The 14753-nt window shown below is 68.9% G+C and carries 12 protein-coding genes; 7 read left to right on the top strand and 5 right to left on the bottom strand.

Annotation, left to right across the window (positions count from 1 at the left end):
* Positions 1-78: 78 nt before the first annotated feature.
* The 4 genes from MCHT01_RS07905 to MCHT01_RS07890 all read right to left on the bottom strand — a co-directional run bounded on the left by MCHT01_RS07905 (position 79) and on the right by MCHT01_RS07890 (position 5327).
* On the bottom strand, positions 79-1458 hold the full coding sequence (locus tag MCHT01_RS07905) for a TIGR03013 family XrtA/PEP-CTERM system glycosyltransferase (protein ID WP_067064400.1): 1380 nt from the start codon (positions 1456-1458) through the stop codon (positions 79-81).
* A 463-nt stretch (positions 1459-1921) separates the two neighbouring features.
* Positions 1922-3064: a branched-chain amino acid ABC transporter substrate-binding protein gene (locus MCHT01_RS07900; RefSeq protein ID WP_067064398.1), complete on the bottom strand. Its 1143-nt coding sequence runs from the start codon at positions 3062-3064 to the stop codon at positions 1922-1924.
* A 354-nt stretch (positions 3065-3418) separates the two neighbouring features.
* Positions 3419-3847, bottom strand: coding sequence for a DNA polymerase III subunit chi (locus MCHT01_RS07895; protein ID WP_067064396.1), 429 nt, complete (start codon positions 3845-3847; stop codon positions 3419-3421).
* 16 nt (positions 3848-3863) lie between these two features.
* Positions 3864-5327 carry a leucyl aminopeptidase gene (locus tag MCHT01_RS07890; protein WP_067064393.1) on the bottom strand — a complete coding sequence of 488 codons (1464 nt, stop codon included), beginning with the start codon at positions 5325-5327 and terminating at the stop codon, positions 3864-3866.
* Between the two features lie 28 nt (positions 5328-5355).
* On the opposite strand from MCHT01_RS07890, the gene lptF reads away from it, so the two are divergent.
* The 5 genes from lptF to MCHT01_RS07865 all read left to right on the top strand — a co-directional run bounded on the left by lptF (position 5356) and on the right by MCHT01_RS07865 (position 10380).
* Positions 5356-6540 (top strand): LPS export ABC transporter permease LptF, encoded by a 1185-nt coding sequence (gene lptF / locus MCHT01_RS07885; protein WP_084452154.1) that lies wholly within the window; start codon positions 5356-5358, stop codon positions 6538-6540.
* Positions 6537-7697: an LPS export ABC transporter permease LptG gene (gene lptG / locus MCHT01_RS07880; protein ID WP_067064392.1), complete on the top strand. Its 1161-nt coding sequence runs from the start codon at positions 6537-6539 to the stop codon at positions 7695-7697. The genes lptF and lptG overlap by 4 nt, the downstream gene beginning before the upstream one ends.
* A 50-nt stretch (positions 7698-7747) precedes the next feature.
* On the top strand, positions 7748-8167 hold the full coding sequence (locus tag MCHT01_RS07875) for a sirohydrochlorin chelatase (protein ID WP_067064390.1): 420 nt from the start codon (positions 7748-7750) through the stop codon (positions 8165-8167).
* Between the two features lie 7 nt (positions 8168-8174).
* Positions 8175-9119 (top strand): CysB family HTH-type transcriptional regulator, encoded by a 945-nt coding sequence (locus MCHT01_RS07870; RefSeq protein WP_067064388.1) that lies wholly within the window; start codon positions 8175-8177, stop codon positions 9117-9119.
* Between the two features lie 91 nt (positions 9120-9210).
* The gene (locus MCHT01_RS07865; RefSeq protein WP_067064386.1) at positions 9211-10380 is read left to right on the top strand and encodes a pyridoxal phosphate-dependent aminotransferase; all 1170 of its coding nucleotides are present in this window, start codon (positions 9211-9213) and stop codon (positions 10378-10380) included.
* A 37-nt stretch (positions 10381-10417) separates the two neighbouring features.
* Here MCHT01_RS07865 and MCHT01_RS07860 read toward each other — a convergent pair whose 3' ends face one another.
* Positions 10418-12466 carry a type IV pilus assembly protein FimV gene (locus MCHT01_RS07860; protein ID WP_067064384.1) on the bottom strand — a complete coding sequence of 683 codons (2049 nt, stop codon included), beginning with the start codon at positions 12464-12466 and terminating at the stop codon, positions 10418-10420.
* Between the two features lie 334 nt (positions 12467-12800).
* On the opposite strand from MCHT01_RS07860, the gene MCHT01_RS07855 reads away from it, so the two are divergent.
* The gene (locus MCHT01_RS07855; RefSeq protein WP_067064382.1) at positions 12801-13514 is read left to right on the top strand and encodes a Crp/Fnr family transcriptional regulator; all 714 of its coding nucleotides are present in this window, start codon (positions 12801-12803) and stop codon (positions 13512-13514) included.
* Positions 13515-13616: 102 nt separating this feature from the next.
* Positions 13617-14654 (top strand): phosphotransferase family protein, encoded by a 1038-nt coding sequence (locus MCHT01_RS07850; RefSeq protein ID WP_067064520.1) that lies wholly within the window; start codon positions 13617-13619, stop codon positions 14652-14654.
* Positions 14655-14753 lie beyond the last annotated feature (99 nt).

The following is a 14753-nucleotide window of genomic DNA, read 5'->3' as shown; positions in this document are numbered from 1 at the left end:
CGCGCGCCGCGTGGGAAGTGGGGCGGGTCGGGCGCGATCCGGGCGAGGCAATGGGAGCTCGGAGCTCCGTCGCCGCGCTCAGCGCGCCCCCCGGCCCGTCAGCACCACGGCCACCGTTTCCAGCATGATCAGCAGATCGAGGAACAGGGTGTGGTTCTTGACGTAGTACAGGTCGTACTGCAGCTTCTCGAGGGAGTCCTCGATCGTGGAACCGTATTCGTAGCGCACCTGCGCCCAGCCGGTCACGCCCGGCTTCACGCTGTGGCGCACCGCGTAGTAGGGGATCTGGGCGACCAGCTCGTCGACGAAGAACGGACGCTCCGGACGCGGACCGACCATGCTCATCTCGCCGCGCAGCACGTTGATCAGCTGCGGCAGCTCGTCGATGCGGACCTTGCGGATGAAGTTGCCGACGCGGGTGACGCGGGCGTCGTTCTTGGTCGCCCACTGGGGGCGGCCGTCCTTCTCGGCGTCGTTGCGCATGCTGCGGAACTTGATCACCTTGAAGGTCGCGCCGTTCATGCCGACGCGTTCCTGCGTGTAGAAGATGCCGCCGGGCGATTCGAGCTTGATCAGGATGGCCGTGACCACCATGATCGGCGCGGTGCAGATCAGCAGCAGCAGCGAGGAGGCGATGTCGAAGACGCGCTTGACCGCGCTGCGCAGCACGCCCTGGTTGAAGCCGTCACCGAAGATCAGCCAGCCCGCGTGCACGTGGCTGATCTTGATCTGGGCCAGGGTCTTCTCGAAGTAGGTCGCCAGGTCCACGACGCGGATCCCGTACAGCTTGCAGTCCAGCAGCTGGCGCAGCGGCATGCTGCCGCCGCGGCGCTCGGACAGCGCGACGACGATCTCGTCCACGCCCAGACGCATGGCGGCGTCGGTCAGGCTTTCGTTGGAGGCGATCACCTGGTCGGCGGGCACCTGCGGGTCGACCTCGTTCGGGCCGGGCAGGAAGCCGACGATCTGCGCGTGCGGGTCGGCGGCGCGCAGGCTTTCGCTGACGGCCAGCGCGGCATGGCCGCTGCCGAAGATCAGGATCTTGGTCCGGCCGGCGCCCTGGGCCCCCGAGTGCGCGGCGTAGACGCGGTGCACCATCACCAGCGCGACGGCCAGCATGGCGGTGGTGGTGAGCAGCTCGCGGTGCGAGACGGTCGCGGGAATCAGGCTGAACAGGCCGTAGGCCAGCGGCAGACCGATCAGCAACGCGAACAGCGCCCGGGCGCAGGACTGCGTCAGCGAGCGCTTGTGCGATTGGGAGTAGAGGCCGGAGGCGGAGTTGATGACGAACATCCCGCCCGCCAGCGACAGGCCGTAGGACGCGGCGAAGCTCATCATGTGTTCGCTGCTGCCCTGGCTCAGCGCCACAGCGAAAACCGCCGCGACGATCAGGCCCAGGTCGAACAACACCTGGATCAGCGTACGACGATGGAGGTAATGGTTAAAAATTCGAATCATTGCCAGTCCCCAAAGTGGTCCCGGCGTCCTCTGCGGACGCTGTCGCCGACCCGGGCTGAACCTCGGACTGCTTCGCTTGATCCCCCTCCTCTTACAGAAGGAGACGCCTGTTGCGGGGGGCATCATGCCTCCCACCCCCTGGCTTGAAAGCCCCCTGTTTGGAGGGGCTCACGCCTTGCAATCCCGGTTGCACTTTCCCGGTGTCGCCGACCGCCGCTGACGCGCTGTTGATTGCCCGATGCGCGCCAGAAGCCGGTTGACGGGTGCGATTGTCTGTAGCGCCCGGTAGGTGCAAACCCCCTGACTGAATGCTTTGGGGTGGCCGCGTGCGGGAATGCACGTGAGTGAGGGGGGTGATCCCCCGATCAGGGGACAGTCCTTGGCGCTTGGACGAAAAAAAACGCCCACCGAAGTGGGCGTTTTCAGAGAGGGCGCGAGCCCTCTCGTCGTCAGCGATCGGCACTCAGCGGACCACGGCCAGCTGTTCGCGGTTGCCGCCCTTGTAGGTGTACAGGGTCAGCGCGCCGTTCTTGATGTCGCCCTTGGCGTCGAAGGCGATGGTGCCGGTCACACCCTTGTAATCCGAGGTCTTGGCCAGCACGGGCAGGTAGACCTTGGGATCGGAGGACTTGGCGCGGACCATGGCGTCGACCATCACGTTGACCGCGTCATAGACGTACGGGGCGTAGATCTGGACGTCGACCTTGTACTTGTCCTTGAACTTGACCTTGAAGGCGTCCAGCGACTTCTTCGATTCGCCTTCCACGCCACCCGCTTCCGCGCAGACGACCTGGCTGTCGGCGACCGTGCCGGCGGCCAGCTTGGGCAGCTCGGCCGTGCAGATGCCGTCGCCGCCCATGAACTTGGCTTCGATGCCCAGCTGCTTCATCTGGCGCAGCATCGGGCCGGCCACGGCGTCCATGCCGCCGAAGAAGACGACGTCGGGCTTCTTGCCCTTCAGGGAGGTCAGGATGGCGGTGAAGTCCGTGGCCTTGTCGTTGGTGAACTCGCGGCCGACGACCTTGCCGCCGGCGGCCTTGACGCCCTTCTCGAACTCGTCGGCGACGCCCTGGCCATAGGCGGTGCGGTCGTCGATGACGGCGATGGACTTGCCCTTGAGCTGCGTCACGGCGTACTTGCCCAGCGTGCCGCCCAGGTGCACGTCGTCAGCCACGACGCGGAACGCGGTCTTGTAGCCGTTGCGGGTGTACTTGGGGTTGGTCGCCGAGGGCGAGATCTGCGGGATGCCGGCGTCGCTGTAGATCTTGGACGCGGGGATGGTGGTGCCGGAGTTCAGGTGGCCGATGACGCCGTTGACCTTGGAGTCGACCAGCTTCTGGGCGGCGGCGGTGCCCTGCTTCGGATCGCCGGCGTCGTCCTCGGCCAGCAGCTCGAACTTGACCTTCTTGCCGCCGATGGTGACGCCCTTGGCGTTCAGTTCATCGATGGCCATCTTGGCGCCCAGCTCGTTGTCCTTGCCCAGGTGCGCGATCGCGCCGCTGGTGGGACCGACGTGGCCGATCTTGACCACGGCATCCTGCGCCAGCGCGGCGCCGCTCAAAGTAATGGCGATTGCACCGACGATCACATTCAGCTTCGATTGCATCTCAGGTTCCTCCGACTCGGGGAAATGTGGAATGACGTTGAGTTCTCAACGCGGCAGACCATACCCCGAAGGTTCGGGCGACTCCATAGTGAAAATGCTGTGAACCTGCTCACGGACCGGACGTTGTCGCGCCCCTGTCACCGGGGCAAACCCGGATGGTTTTCGCAAGAGTGCGACAGCGCGCACACCCCTCGCCCACCGAGTGCGAAATTCCGCCCAGACGCGTCGCCCGCCGCCTGATCCGCGCCCCGCCGAAGGGCTCCGCGGCACCAGCGTGGCGCCGCGCCACGCCGCGACGCGACAGGGCCGCACCGCGGCGGAACAGGCTTCGGAAAAGGGAAATGCGGTCGACGCTCAGGCCGACATCACATGGTGGTTCAGCGTCAGGCCCATGGCCTTGTAGGCCTTGAAGCGAGCACGGCCCGCGGCGACCTGATCAGCGTCCGTGGACACCAGCTCGAGCACCCGCTCGAAGCGCTCGAGACCGGGTGGCACCTCGGGCTCGAAGTTGAACAAGACCTGGCACCCGGTCAACTCGTCGAGCCGGTCGGACATCAGGATCGGCGTGCGCTCCCGCAGCAGCGCCGACGTCTCCCCGCGCAGCAGCACGTGGGGAATGAATTCACCCGGCTCGAAGGTCCACAGCGTCTGATCGAGTCGCTCGAGCAGTCGCAGGGGACCCCAGATGCCGACGGTCAGGCCGGCCGCCTGCGTCTTGCGCAGCAGGCGGCAGGCATAGACCTGGCGGTCGGGCACGCCGGTATAGAAGTTGACCTCCGTCACCGGACCTGCCCCTCGCTCAACGGACCTGCGACAGCACGAAGTGCGTCAGCAGACCGACCGGACGGCCGGTGGCCCCCTTGGCGCCGCCGCCCTTCCAGGCGGTGCCGGCGATGTCCAGGTGACCCCAGCGGTACTTGGAGGCGAAGCGCTGCAGGAACTTCGCGGCGGTGATGGAGCCGCCCTCGCGACCGGCCACGTTGGCCACGTCGGCGAAGTTGGTCTTCAGGCCTTCCGAGTACTCGTCGTCCAGCGGCATGCGCCAGCACGGATCCAGCGCGGCCTCGCCGGCGGCGCTCAGGGCCGAGGCCAGCTCGTCGTCGCTGGCGTACATGCCGGAGCGCACGCCACCCAGGGCGATCACGCAGGCGCCGGTCAGCGTGGCCACGTCGACCACGGCCGCGGGCTTGAAGCGCTCGGCGTAGGTCAGCGCGTCGCACAGGATCAGGCGGCCTTCGGCATCCGTGTTCAGGATCTCGATGGTCTGACCCGACATCGACGTCACCACGTCACCCGGCTTGACGGCGCGGGCGCTGGGCATGTTCTCGCAGGCGGCGATCAGCACGACCAGGTTGATCTTGGGCTTGAGCTCGGCCACGGCGCGCAGCGTGCCCAGCACGGAAGCCGCGCCGCCCATGTCGAACTTCATCTCGTCCATGCCGGCGCCCGGCTTCAGCGAGATGCCGCCCGAGTCGAAGGTGATGCCCTTGCCGACCAGGACCACGGGGGCCTGCGTCTTGGCGGCGCCCTCGTACTTGGCGACGATGAAGCGCGGGGGGACGTCCGAGCCCTTGGCCACGGACAGGAAGGAGCCCATGCCCAGCTTCTCGATGCCCTTCTGGTCCAGCACCTCGACCTTGATGCCGTGCGAACGGGTCAGGGCCTTGGTCTGGTCGGCCAGGTAGGCCGGGGTCGCGACGTTGGGCGGCAGGTTGGCGCATTCGCGCGCCAGGGCCACGCCGGCGCCGATGGCCTGGCCGCGCACCAGACCGGCCTTGACGGCCTTGGCGTCGTCCTTGCCGGCCAGCAGCGTCAGCTTCGTCAGCTTGGACGCGGCGGGGGCGCTGGGCTTGGTCTCGCGGTAGACGTAGGTCGCCTCCAGCGCCGCCAGCACGGTCTGCTCGGTCAGGGACTCGGTCAGATCCGCACCGAAGCCGGCGTAGATCACCGAGGCCGCCGCCGCGCCGCGACCCTTGAGCTGGCCCAGCGCCGCCGACAACGCGCCACGGGCGGCCTTGAGCGACGCGGAACCACTGGCGGCGATGATCAGGCGTGCGGTCTTCAGACCGGCCGGACGCACCAGGGTCAAGACCTGACCCGCCTTGAACTCGAAGTCGCCGAGCTTGACGGCGTCCTTGATCAGCGCGGCCACCGCCTTGTCGAGCGAGGCCGGCAACGCGTCGCCGGCGATGACCAGCACGAGGGCGTCGGCACCGTGCGACGCCAGCGCGTCGAGGGACGCGGTCTGAGAGCGAAAGTCCATAATACCGAGAAGTAGATAGAGTGCCCGGATGTTATTCGATTCATCAGTACGCAAAGAACTCGCCCGCAGTTTCGGACTGGCCTTCGTGGTCATCCTGACCATCGTCGTGACGATGCTGCTGGTGCGATCCCTGGGCCTGGCGGCCAAGGGCTCGGTGGCGCCGCAGCACGTGCTGCTCTCGCTGGGCTACCTGGCGCTGGCGCAGCTGCCGGTGATGCTCAGCCTGTCGCTGTTCGTGGCCGTGGTCATGTCGCTGGGGCGCATGTACAAGGAATCGGAGATGACCATCTGGTTCGCCAGCGGCCTGGCGCTGTCGCGCTTCGTGCGCCCGGTGCTGACGATGGCGACGCCGGTGCTGGTGGTCGTGGCGGTGCTGATGACCATCGTCTGGCCCTGGAGCAACGACAGCAGCGCCCAGCTGCGCGAGCAGTTCGAGCAACGCAGCGATCTCTCGCGCGTCGCCCCGGGCCAGTTCCAGAGTTCCAACGACGGCTCGCGCGTGTTCTTCATCGAGCGCGACCCGGCCGACGAGAGCGCCGCGCGCAACGTCTTCATCATGAGCAACACCGAGCACCTCGAGTCGGTGACCACCTCGGCCCACGGCGCGCTGGTGACGCAGGACAACACCCGGGTGCTGGTGCTGGAGCACGGCCAGCGCAATGACCTGGACACCCGCAACGGCGAGAAGGCCGTGGCCCGTTTCCAGCAGTACCGCGTGGTGGTGGACGACGAGGTCATGCGCGGCGGCGACGCCAAGCCGCCCAAGACCCGCCCGACGCTGGACCTGCTGCGCGAGCGCGGCAACCCCAACGACGGCGAGCTGGCCTGGCGCTTCGGCATGATCCTGGGCTGCGTGAACCTGGTGCTGCTGGGCATCGGCATCTCGGCGACCAACCCGCGTCGCGCCAGCAACTGGAACCTGCTGTTCGCGCTGCTCGCCTTCATCGTCTACTTCAACCTGATCAACCTGAGCCAGAGCTGGGTGACCGCCGGCAAGATGAAGCTGGGCCCGGGCCTGGCAACGCTGCATGGCGCGGCCTTCGTCGTGACGATGCTCCTGCTGCTCTGGCGCGACCACGGCGCGCGCCTGGGCGCGCCCCGCAGCGGCCTGATCCCGCCGCCGGCCGAGCCCGCGGCCACCGCCGCCGCGCCGGCCGCCGCGATCATCGCGCCGGCCTCGATGTCCACCTCCACGCCGGGAATGCCCACATGAGAACCGTCCGGCGGCTGCTGTACCGCGACATCCTGAGCTCCTTCGCCCTGGTCATGGCCGGGTTCCTGGCCCTGTTCTTCTTCGTCGACTTCATCGACGACCTCGACCGCTTCCAGCGCCTGGGTCTGGGCGTGGGCCTGGCGCTGTGGTCCTGCGTGCTCAAGCTCCCGGGCCGCTTCTACGAGCTGATGCCCATCGCGGTGCTGATCGGCACCATCTTCAGCCTGGCGCGGCTGGCGCAGTCCAGCGAGTTCACCATCCTGCGCACCGGCGGCCTGGGCCCGCAGCGCGCGCTGGCGCTGCTGAGCACGCTGGCGCTGGGCTTCGCGGTGCTGGCCTTCGTGGTCGGCGACTTCGTGAACCCGTGGGCGGACAAGCAGGCCCAGTTGCTGAAGTCCTCGCCGACCGGCGTCTCCAACTCGGCCGGCGCCTGGATGAAGGACCGCGACGGCGACTTCAGCTATGCGGTGCACGTCGGCCGGGCCCGCACCAACGGGACCATGGAGGACGTGCTCGTGTACGAGTTCGACGCCAAGGGCGCGATGGCGACCCGGCTGACGGCCAAGAACGCGACCGTGGACGCCAGCGGCCGTTGGCAGATGAACGACGTGAGCCTGATGCAGTGGTCGCGCGCGAGGACGCCGCTGAGCGCGCCCGCCGCCGCGGCCCCGCAGCCCAAGGACCCGGCCGCGCCGCAGGACAAGCTGTCGGACAACCCGACGGTGCGCGAGATCCTGCTCCCCAGCTTCACCTGGCAGAGCCAGTTGCCCTCGGGCGTGGTGTCGGCCGCGGTGCAGCCGACCTGGAACATGTCGACGCTGGAGCTCTACCGCTACACCCGCCACCTCTCGTCGCAGGAGCAGTCGTCGGCGCAGCCGGAGATCCAGTTCTGGCGCAAGGCCTTCTATCCCTTCGCCTGCATGGTGATGGTGGCGCTGGCCCTGCCCTTCGCCTATCTGCACTTCCGCAGCGGCGGCATCAGCGTGAAGGTGTTCGGCGGCATCATGCTGGGCATCAGCTTCGTGGTGCTGAACGCGATCACCGGCCACCTGGGCCTGCTGCGCGACTGGACCCCGTGGCTGGTCGCCTCGGCCCCCAGCCTGTTCTACCTCGGCATCTCGATGGCCGCGTTCTACTGGCTGGTCCGCTATCGATGACGTCCCCCATCGCCGACCCCGCGGCCGGCCCGCTTTCAGGAGGAACCGCCATGGATGGACTGCTGCTCTTCGCCCACGGCGCCCGGGATCCGGCCTGGGCCGCCCCCTTCCAGGCCATCGCGGCCGAATTGCAGGCGCGCCGCCCCGATCTGCCGATCGCCCTCGCCTATCTGGAGCTGATGACGCCCGACATCGCGACGGCCGCCGGCGCGCTCGCGGCGAGGGGTTGCCAGCGCATCCAGGTGGTCCCGATGTTCCTCGGCGCCAGCGGTCATGTGCGGCGCGACGTGCCGCCGCTGATCGAGGCGCTGCGTGCCGCGCACCCCGGCATCCTCTTCCTGCTGCACGACGCCATCGGCGAGCAGCGTTCGGTGATCGCCGCGATGGCCGCCGCGACGCTCCATCTGGTCGAGGCCGCGCGCATTCCCGTCGACCCGCTGGACACCCAGGCCTTCCCTTCCTCGCCGTGACCCCGCCATGAACCTGCACCAGTTCCGCTTCGTGCAAGAGGCCGCGCGCCGCAACCTCAACCTGACCGAGACCGCCAAGGCGCTCTACACCTCGCAGCCCGGCGTGTCCAAGGCCATCCTGGAGCTCGAGGAGGAGCTCGGCGTCGACATCTTCTCGCGCCACGGCAAGCGCCTGCGCAGCATCACCGAGCCCGGCCGCCAGGTGCTCAAGTCCATCGAGATCATCATGCGCGAGGTGGGCAACCTCAAGCGCATCGGCGAGGAGTACTCCAAGCAGGACGTGGGCACGCTGTCCATCGCGACGACCCACACCCAGGCGCGCTACGTGCTGCCCGGTCCCGTCACGCAGCTGCGCAAGCAGTTCCCGCAGGTCAACATCGGCCTGCACCAGGGCAGCCCGGACCAGGTCGCGAAGATGCTGATCGACGAGACCGCCGACGTGGGACTGGCGACCGAGTCGCTGTCCCAGTTCGAGGAGCTGGTGACGCTGCCCGCCTACGAATGGCAGCACGTGCTGGTGATGCGCGCCGAGCACCCGCTGGCGCAGGTCGAGCGCATCGACCTGGAGCATCTGGCGACGCAGCCGCTGGTGTCCTATCACCCCAGCTTCACCGGCCGCACCCGCATCGACCGCGCCTTCGCGCAGCGTCAGCTGACGCCCAACATCGTGCTCGAGGCGATCGACTCCGACGTCATCAAGACCTATGTCCGGCTGGGCCTGGGCATCGGCATCGTGGCCGAGATGGCCATGCGCGAGGACCCGCCCGGCGGCGAGCTGGTGTCGCGTCCGCTGGGCCATCTGCTCGGCCAGAACGTCGCGCGGATCGCCTTCAAGCGCGGCGCCTACCTGCGCAACTACGTCTACAGCTTCGCGGAGCTGCTGTCCGACCGCCTGAACCGCACGCTGCTGCAGCGCGCGATGAGCGGCGAGGCCAGCGACTACGATCTCTGAGCGTTTCCCGAGCCCCCTCCCCCGCTCGCACGACCCCGCCCTCCTCGACGTCGATCCCTTCGATCTCGTCGATCCTCAAGAGCTTTCGACCATGCGTGTTCACACTCCCGTTCCCGCGAGCCGTCTCCCGAATCTGGGCGTGACGGTCTTCAGCGTCATGTCGGCGCTGGCGCAGCAGCATCAGGCGGTCAACCTGGGCCAGGGCTTCCCGGACTTCGAAGGCGATCCCGCGCTGCTCGACGCGGTCAACGCCGCGATGCGCGCCGGCCACAACCAGTACCCGCCGATGCCGGGCGTGCCCGCGCTGCGACAGGCCATCGCCGCCAAGATCGAGGCGCTTTACGGCCACGCCTATCACCCGGACACCGAGATCACCGTCACCGCCGGCGCGACGCAGGCCATCCTGACGGCGCTGCTGGCGGTCGTGCATCCGGGCGACGAGGTCATCGTGCTGGAGCCCGCCTACGACAGCTACGCGCCCAACATCGCGCTGGCGGGCGGCGTGATGGTGCCGGTGGCGCTGGACCCGGCGACCTTCCGCCCCGATTTCGACCGTCTCCGCGCCGCGCTGACGCCGCGCACGCGGGTGCTGATGATCAACAGCCCGCACAACCCGAGCGGCGCGGTGTGGACGCCCGAGGACCTGCGGCAGCTCGCCGAGCTGCTGGACGGCACCGAGGTGCTGGTGCTCAGCGACGAGGTCTACGAACACATGGTCTACGACGGCCACCAGCACCAGAGCGTGTCGCGCCTGCCCGAACTGGCGGCGCGCAGCTTCGTGGTGTCGAGCTTCGGCAAGACCTATCACGTGACCGGCTGGAAGGTCGGCTATGTCACGGCGCCCGCGGCGCTGATGGCGGAGTTCCGCAAGGTCCACCAGTACAACGTGTTCACCGTGAACTCGGCGATGCAGCACGGCCTGGCGAACTACATGCGCGATCCCGCGCCCTACCTCGGCCTGAGCGACTTCTACCAGCGCAAGCGCGACCGCTTCCGCGCGGGACTCGCGGGCACCGCCTTCGCGCTGCGCCCCTGTCCGGGCAGCTACTTCCAGTGCGTCGACTACGCCGGCCTGCCGGCGCCGCTCGCCGCGATGGACGACATGGCGCTGTGCCAGTGGCTGACGCGCGAGATCGGCGTCGCGGCGATTCCGCTCTCCGCCTTCCATTCGAAGGGCAGCGAGGCCCAGGTCATCCGCTTCTGCTTCGCGAAGAAGGACGAGACGCTGGATCTCGCGCTGGAGCGGCTGAAGAAGATCTGAGCGCCCGGGCCAGGGCCTCCCGCCGGGAGGCCGGAGCTCAGCGGCCCTTGGGCTCGCGGGGCTCCTCTTCCTCGACGAGCGACAGGTCCAGGTCGACCGATTGCGTCATCGGACGCGGTGGGGGCGGGGTGCCCGGTGCGGGCGGCGGCGATTGCCACACCATCGTGGCCATCATGTCCGGCGGCGCGGTCGCGTCCAGCGGCAGCACCACGTCGATCGAATCGCCGTGCACCTCGTGCTCGGACCGGTCGCGGGCGACGGCATAGAGCATCAGCAGGTCGCGATAGGCCGGCAGGCCCAGGTCGCCGCTGTATTCCTGATGCTTGGACAGCAGGTCCTGCAACAGACTCATGCTGCCGTCCGGATCGCGCCAGGCAGACTCCAGCCGGTCGATCAGCTCCGGGTGCGCCTCCAGGCCCTCCCCTTCGTTGAGATCGTCGCTCCACGAGGGCGATCGCGCGTGGAACTGCTCGGCGAAGCGCGCGCCGACCCGGTCAAAGGCCTCTCGATCACCGCGGCGCTGGTAGAGCTCCATCAGCTTGAGGAAGGGCAAGCCGCTGGCGGCGTCGCGATGGTTCAGGCGCGAGGAGAGCAGCTCGATGGCGGCGTCGTCCTGGCCCAGCACCATGAAGAAGTCGACCTGCTGCTCGAGGTCGATCAGCTCCTCGACCGTCACGGTGCCGCCCGGACCGCCGGAGCGCCCCAGATCGGCCGAGAACGGCGCCGGCCGCGTGTCACCGCCGTCCAGTTGCAGGCTCAGCGGCTCCATCGCGTCAAGCGCGGCCAGCGCCTGCAAGGCGTCGTCGGCCGCCGTCGTCGGAGGACGCGCCGGTGCCGCGGGGCGGGACGGCAGCGCCGCCGGACGCGTCGGCTCGGCGACGCTCAGGGGCATCGGGATCGTCGTGGGCGCGGTCGACACGGGCGGCCCATCGGTCGCCACATGCGACATCAAGGCGGCCGGCGAGCTCTCCGCCACCTGTGTCGTGAACGGCGCGGGCGCGCTGAGCGGGGCGCCGATGGCCGGTTCCACCGCCTCGGCCGCCGCTTCCGGCCGCGAGTCGATGCGGGAATCGCTCAGCCAGTGCTGCTCGGACTCGCGCCGCTGGGCCCGGTTGCTGCGCCACAGCAGCAGGCTGCTCGCGGCCAGCGCCAGGCTCAGCAGACTCAACCCCAGCACCCAGGTCGACGAGGACGAGCCGCTGTTGGCCGCCTGCTCACGCGCGGCCTGGAGATCCTGACGCAAGGCGGCCATCGCGGCCAGCGTGCGCTTCTGCTCGGCCTGCATGTCGGCGATCTGCTTCTGCATCGCCGCCATCTGCTGCTGCGCGAGCTCGGCGGCGCTCGCCGCGCTGGCGGCGGCCTCGGCGGCCAGCAGCGCGGGCGATGGGGTGGACAAGGCTTCGATCGGTTCCAGCGACAGACGCGGCGTCGTGGCCGCGGCTTTGCCGGGACGGCGCTCGGCGGCCGATGCCGCGGCGGTGCGGGTGGACTTGCTGGAGGCGGCCGCCTCGGTGGGGCCAGGCGTTGCCTCGGAAGCGCGACGAACCGGTCGACGCGCGCGCGGCGGCGCGCTGGCCGCCGTGGTCGAGGGGCTCGCGGCGGCGGCCAGGGCCAGGTCCTGCGTGGGACGCGAGGCGGCGGTGCCGCTCGGCGCCGCGGCGCGGGCCGGCGCGGGATTGCTTTCCTGCTGGGCCTGCAACGCGACCGAGACGGGGGGCGCCACGGGCGTGCCGGCATCGGCCAGCACCTCGCCGTTCAGGCCGGGAGGATCGATGAAGGCGGTGTACTGGCGCGTCAGTCGCGCGGGGCAGCCGAGGCTCAGTTGGACGGAGACGATGGGCTCGTCGATGCGCTGGGCGCTGCGCAGGCGCACGCCGGTGACGCGCTGGCCGTCGCCCTCGAGCTGCCAATGCAGCGCGCCGGCGGAGATCGGGTTGTCGCCCGCCAGCACTTCGGCGCGGACGCATTCCGGGGTGACGGTCTCGCCGGGCGCGAGCTGCACCGGGAAGAACAGGTTCAGCGGCTGCCCCAGCGACGAGGCCGTCTGCGGACGCCCCACGCCGAGGGCCCACGTCGAGGTGGACATGGCCGAAAGACAGGCGATGACGAGAACGCTGAGCGCTGGCGACAGGCCGCGCGGGTCGTGAAGGTCTCGATTCATTCCCGCTGTTGTTGATGTTGCCGTGCGTTTCACTCTAGCACGCTGGTCCCCGGTGGAAACCCGGAAAAGCGCCCGGTTCCGCGACCGTTGCGCGCCGTTCTCGCCTATCCCAGGCAGGCACCGCCTCGAATCAGGGATCGCCCGACGATGTGCACAGGGGGTCAAGACGTGCCTGCAGCCCCGCTGGCTGTCCCGCACAATAGGCCGCGACAACCATGAACATCAGGAGACCGCTGGCTTGTCACGCCAGCGACAAAGCATGAACAGCTCGGTTCTTACAATTTCTGAACGCAACAACATCGAGTCGGGGCCGTGGTTCTCCAAGCTGTCTCTGCCGCTGCGCAGCGACATTCTGGCGCGCGCCACGGTGCGACGTCTGACGGACGGCGCGCTGATGTCCGTGCGCGGCGAGCCGGCCGAGGAATGGATCGGCGTGGCGCGCGGCGCGGTGCGGGTGAGCTCGGTGTCGCTGTCGGGCAAGCAGGTGACGCTGACCTATGTGGAGCCGGGCATCTGGTTCGGCGACATCGCCCTCTTCGACGGCCTGCCCCGCACCCACGACGCCAGCGCGCATGGCGAGACCACGCTGCTGGTGATCCGCAAGCCCGATTTCAAGGACCTGCTGCAACGCCACACCGAGCTGTACGAGGCGCTGCTGCGGTTGAACTGCCGGCGCCTGCGGCTGATGTTCGACGTCGTCGAGGACCTGAACACGCGGCCACTGGCCTCGCGCCTGGCCAAGCAGATCCTGCTGCTGGCGCGCAGCTACGGCGTGACGCAAGGGGCCGAGACGGAGGAGATCCGCATCGGCCTGCAACTGGCGCAGGAAGACCTGGCGCAGTTGCTGGGCGCCTCGCGCCAGCGCGTGAACCAGGAGCTCAAGGGCTTCGAGCGCGAAGGCGCGGTGCGCGTCGAGCCGACCCGGCTGGTGGTGTTGAGCAAAGAGAAGCTGCTGGCCATCGCCAATCGCTGAGCGCTCCCGGACGTCCTCCGGGAGTCGCGATCCCAGAATCACGACAAACCAGGAGACTCCGTGGACGACGCATTCACCGGCACCCGCGCCCCTTCCCAGGCGATGGACAACGACGCGCTGGCCGCCTGGCTGGCGCGCGAGATCGAGGGCTTCACCGGGCCGCTGACGATCGAGCAGTTCAAGGGCGGCCAGTCCAACCCCACCTACAAGCTGATCACGCCGGGCGCGACCTACGTGATGCGGGCCAAGCCCGCGCCCGTGGCCAAGCTGCTGCCCTCCGCGCACGCGATCGAGCGCGAGTTCACCGTGATGCGGGCGCTGGCCCGCAGCGACGTGCCGGTGCCGCGCATGCTGGCGCTGTGCGAGGACGAGTCCGTCATCGGCCGCGCCTTCTATGTCATGGAGTTCATGCAGGGCCGCGTGCTGTGGGACCAGACCCTGCCTGACGCCTCGAACGCGGAGCGCTCGGCGATCTATGAAGAGATGAATCGCGTGATCGCCGCGCTGCACCGCGTGGATTTCCGCGCGGCGGGGCTGGAGAGCTACGGCAAGCCGGGCAACTACTTCGAGCGCCAGATCGGCCGCTGGACCAAGCAGTACCAGGCCTCGATCACCGGCCCCAACGAGGCCATGGATCGCCTGATCGAGTGGCTGCCCGCGCACATCCCGGACTCCGCCCGCGACGAGCGCGAGGTGTCCATCGTCCACGGCGACTACCGGCTGGACAACCTGGTCTTCCACCCGACCGAGCCACGCGTGCTGGCGGTGCTGGACTGGGAGCTGTCGACGCTGGGCCACCCGCTGGCGGACTTCAGCTACCACTGCATGTCCTGGCACATCCGCAAGAGCGGCGCGGCGCGCGGTCTGGGCGGCGTGGACCTGGCCCCGCTGGGCATCCCCAACGAGCTCGAGTACGTGCGCCGCTACTGCGAACGCACCGGTCGCGGCGACGCCCAGGCGGTGATGAAGGACTGGAACTTCTACCTGGCCTACAACCTGTTCCGCATCTGCGGGATCCTGCAGGGCATCGCCAAGCGGGTCGAGGACGGCACCGCCTCCAGCGCCCAGGCCCGCGAGGCCGCGGCGGGCGCCAAGCCGATGGCGGAGCTGGGTTGGCAACTGGCGCAACAGGCGTCCTGACACCCGCTCCCGCCCGACGCGACGACTTCATCGGAGAGGCTCGAAATCCAGGCTACAATCTGAGGCTTCGTCGGGGCGTAGCGCAGCCTGGTAGCGCAT

It is taken from the genome of Mitsuaria chitosanitabida ATCC BAA-476 = NBRC 102408, from assembly GCF_001598255.1.
In the GTDB taxonomy this organism is placed as follows: domain Bacteria; phylum Pseudomonadota; class Gammaproteobacteria; order Burkholderiales; family Burkholderiaceae_C; genus Roseateles; species Roseateles chitosanitabidus.
Note: the sequence above shows the minus strand (reverse complement) of the source record. Positions and strands in the feature narration are given on the sequence as shown.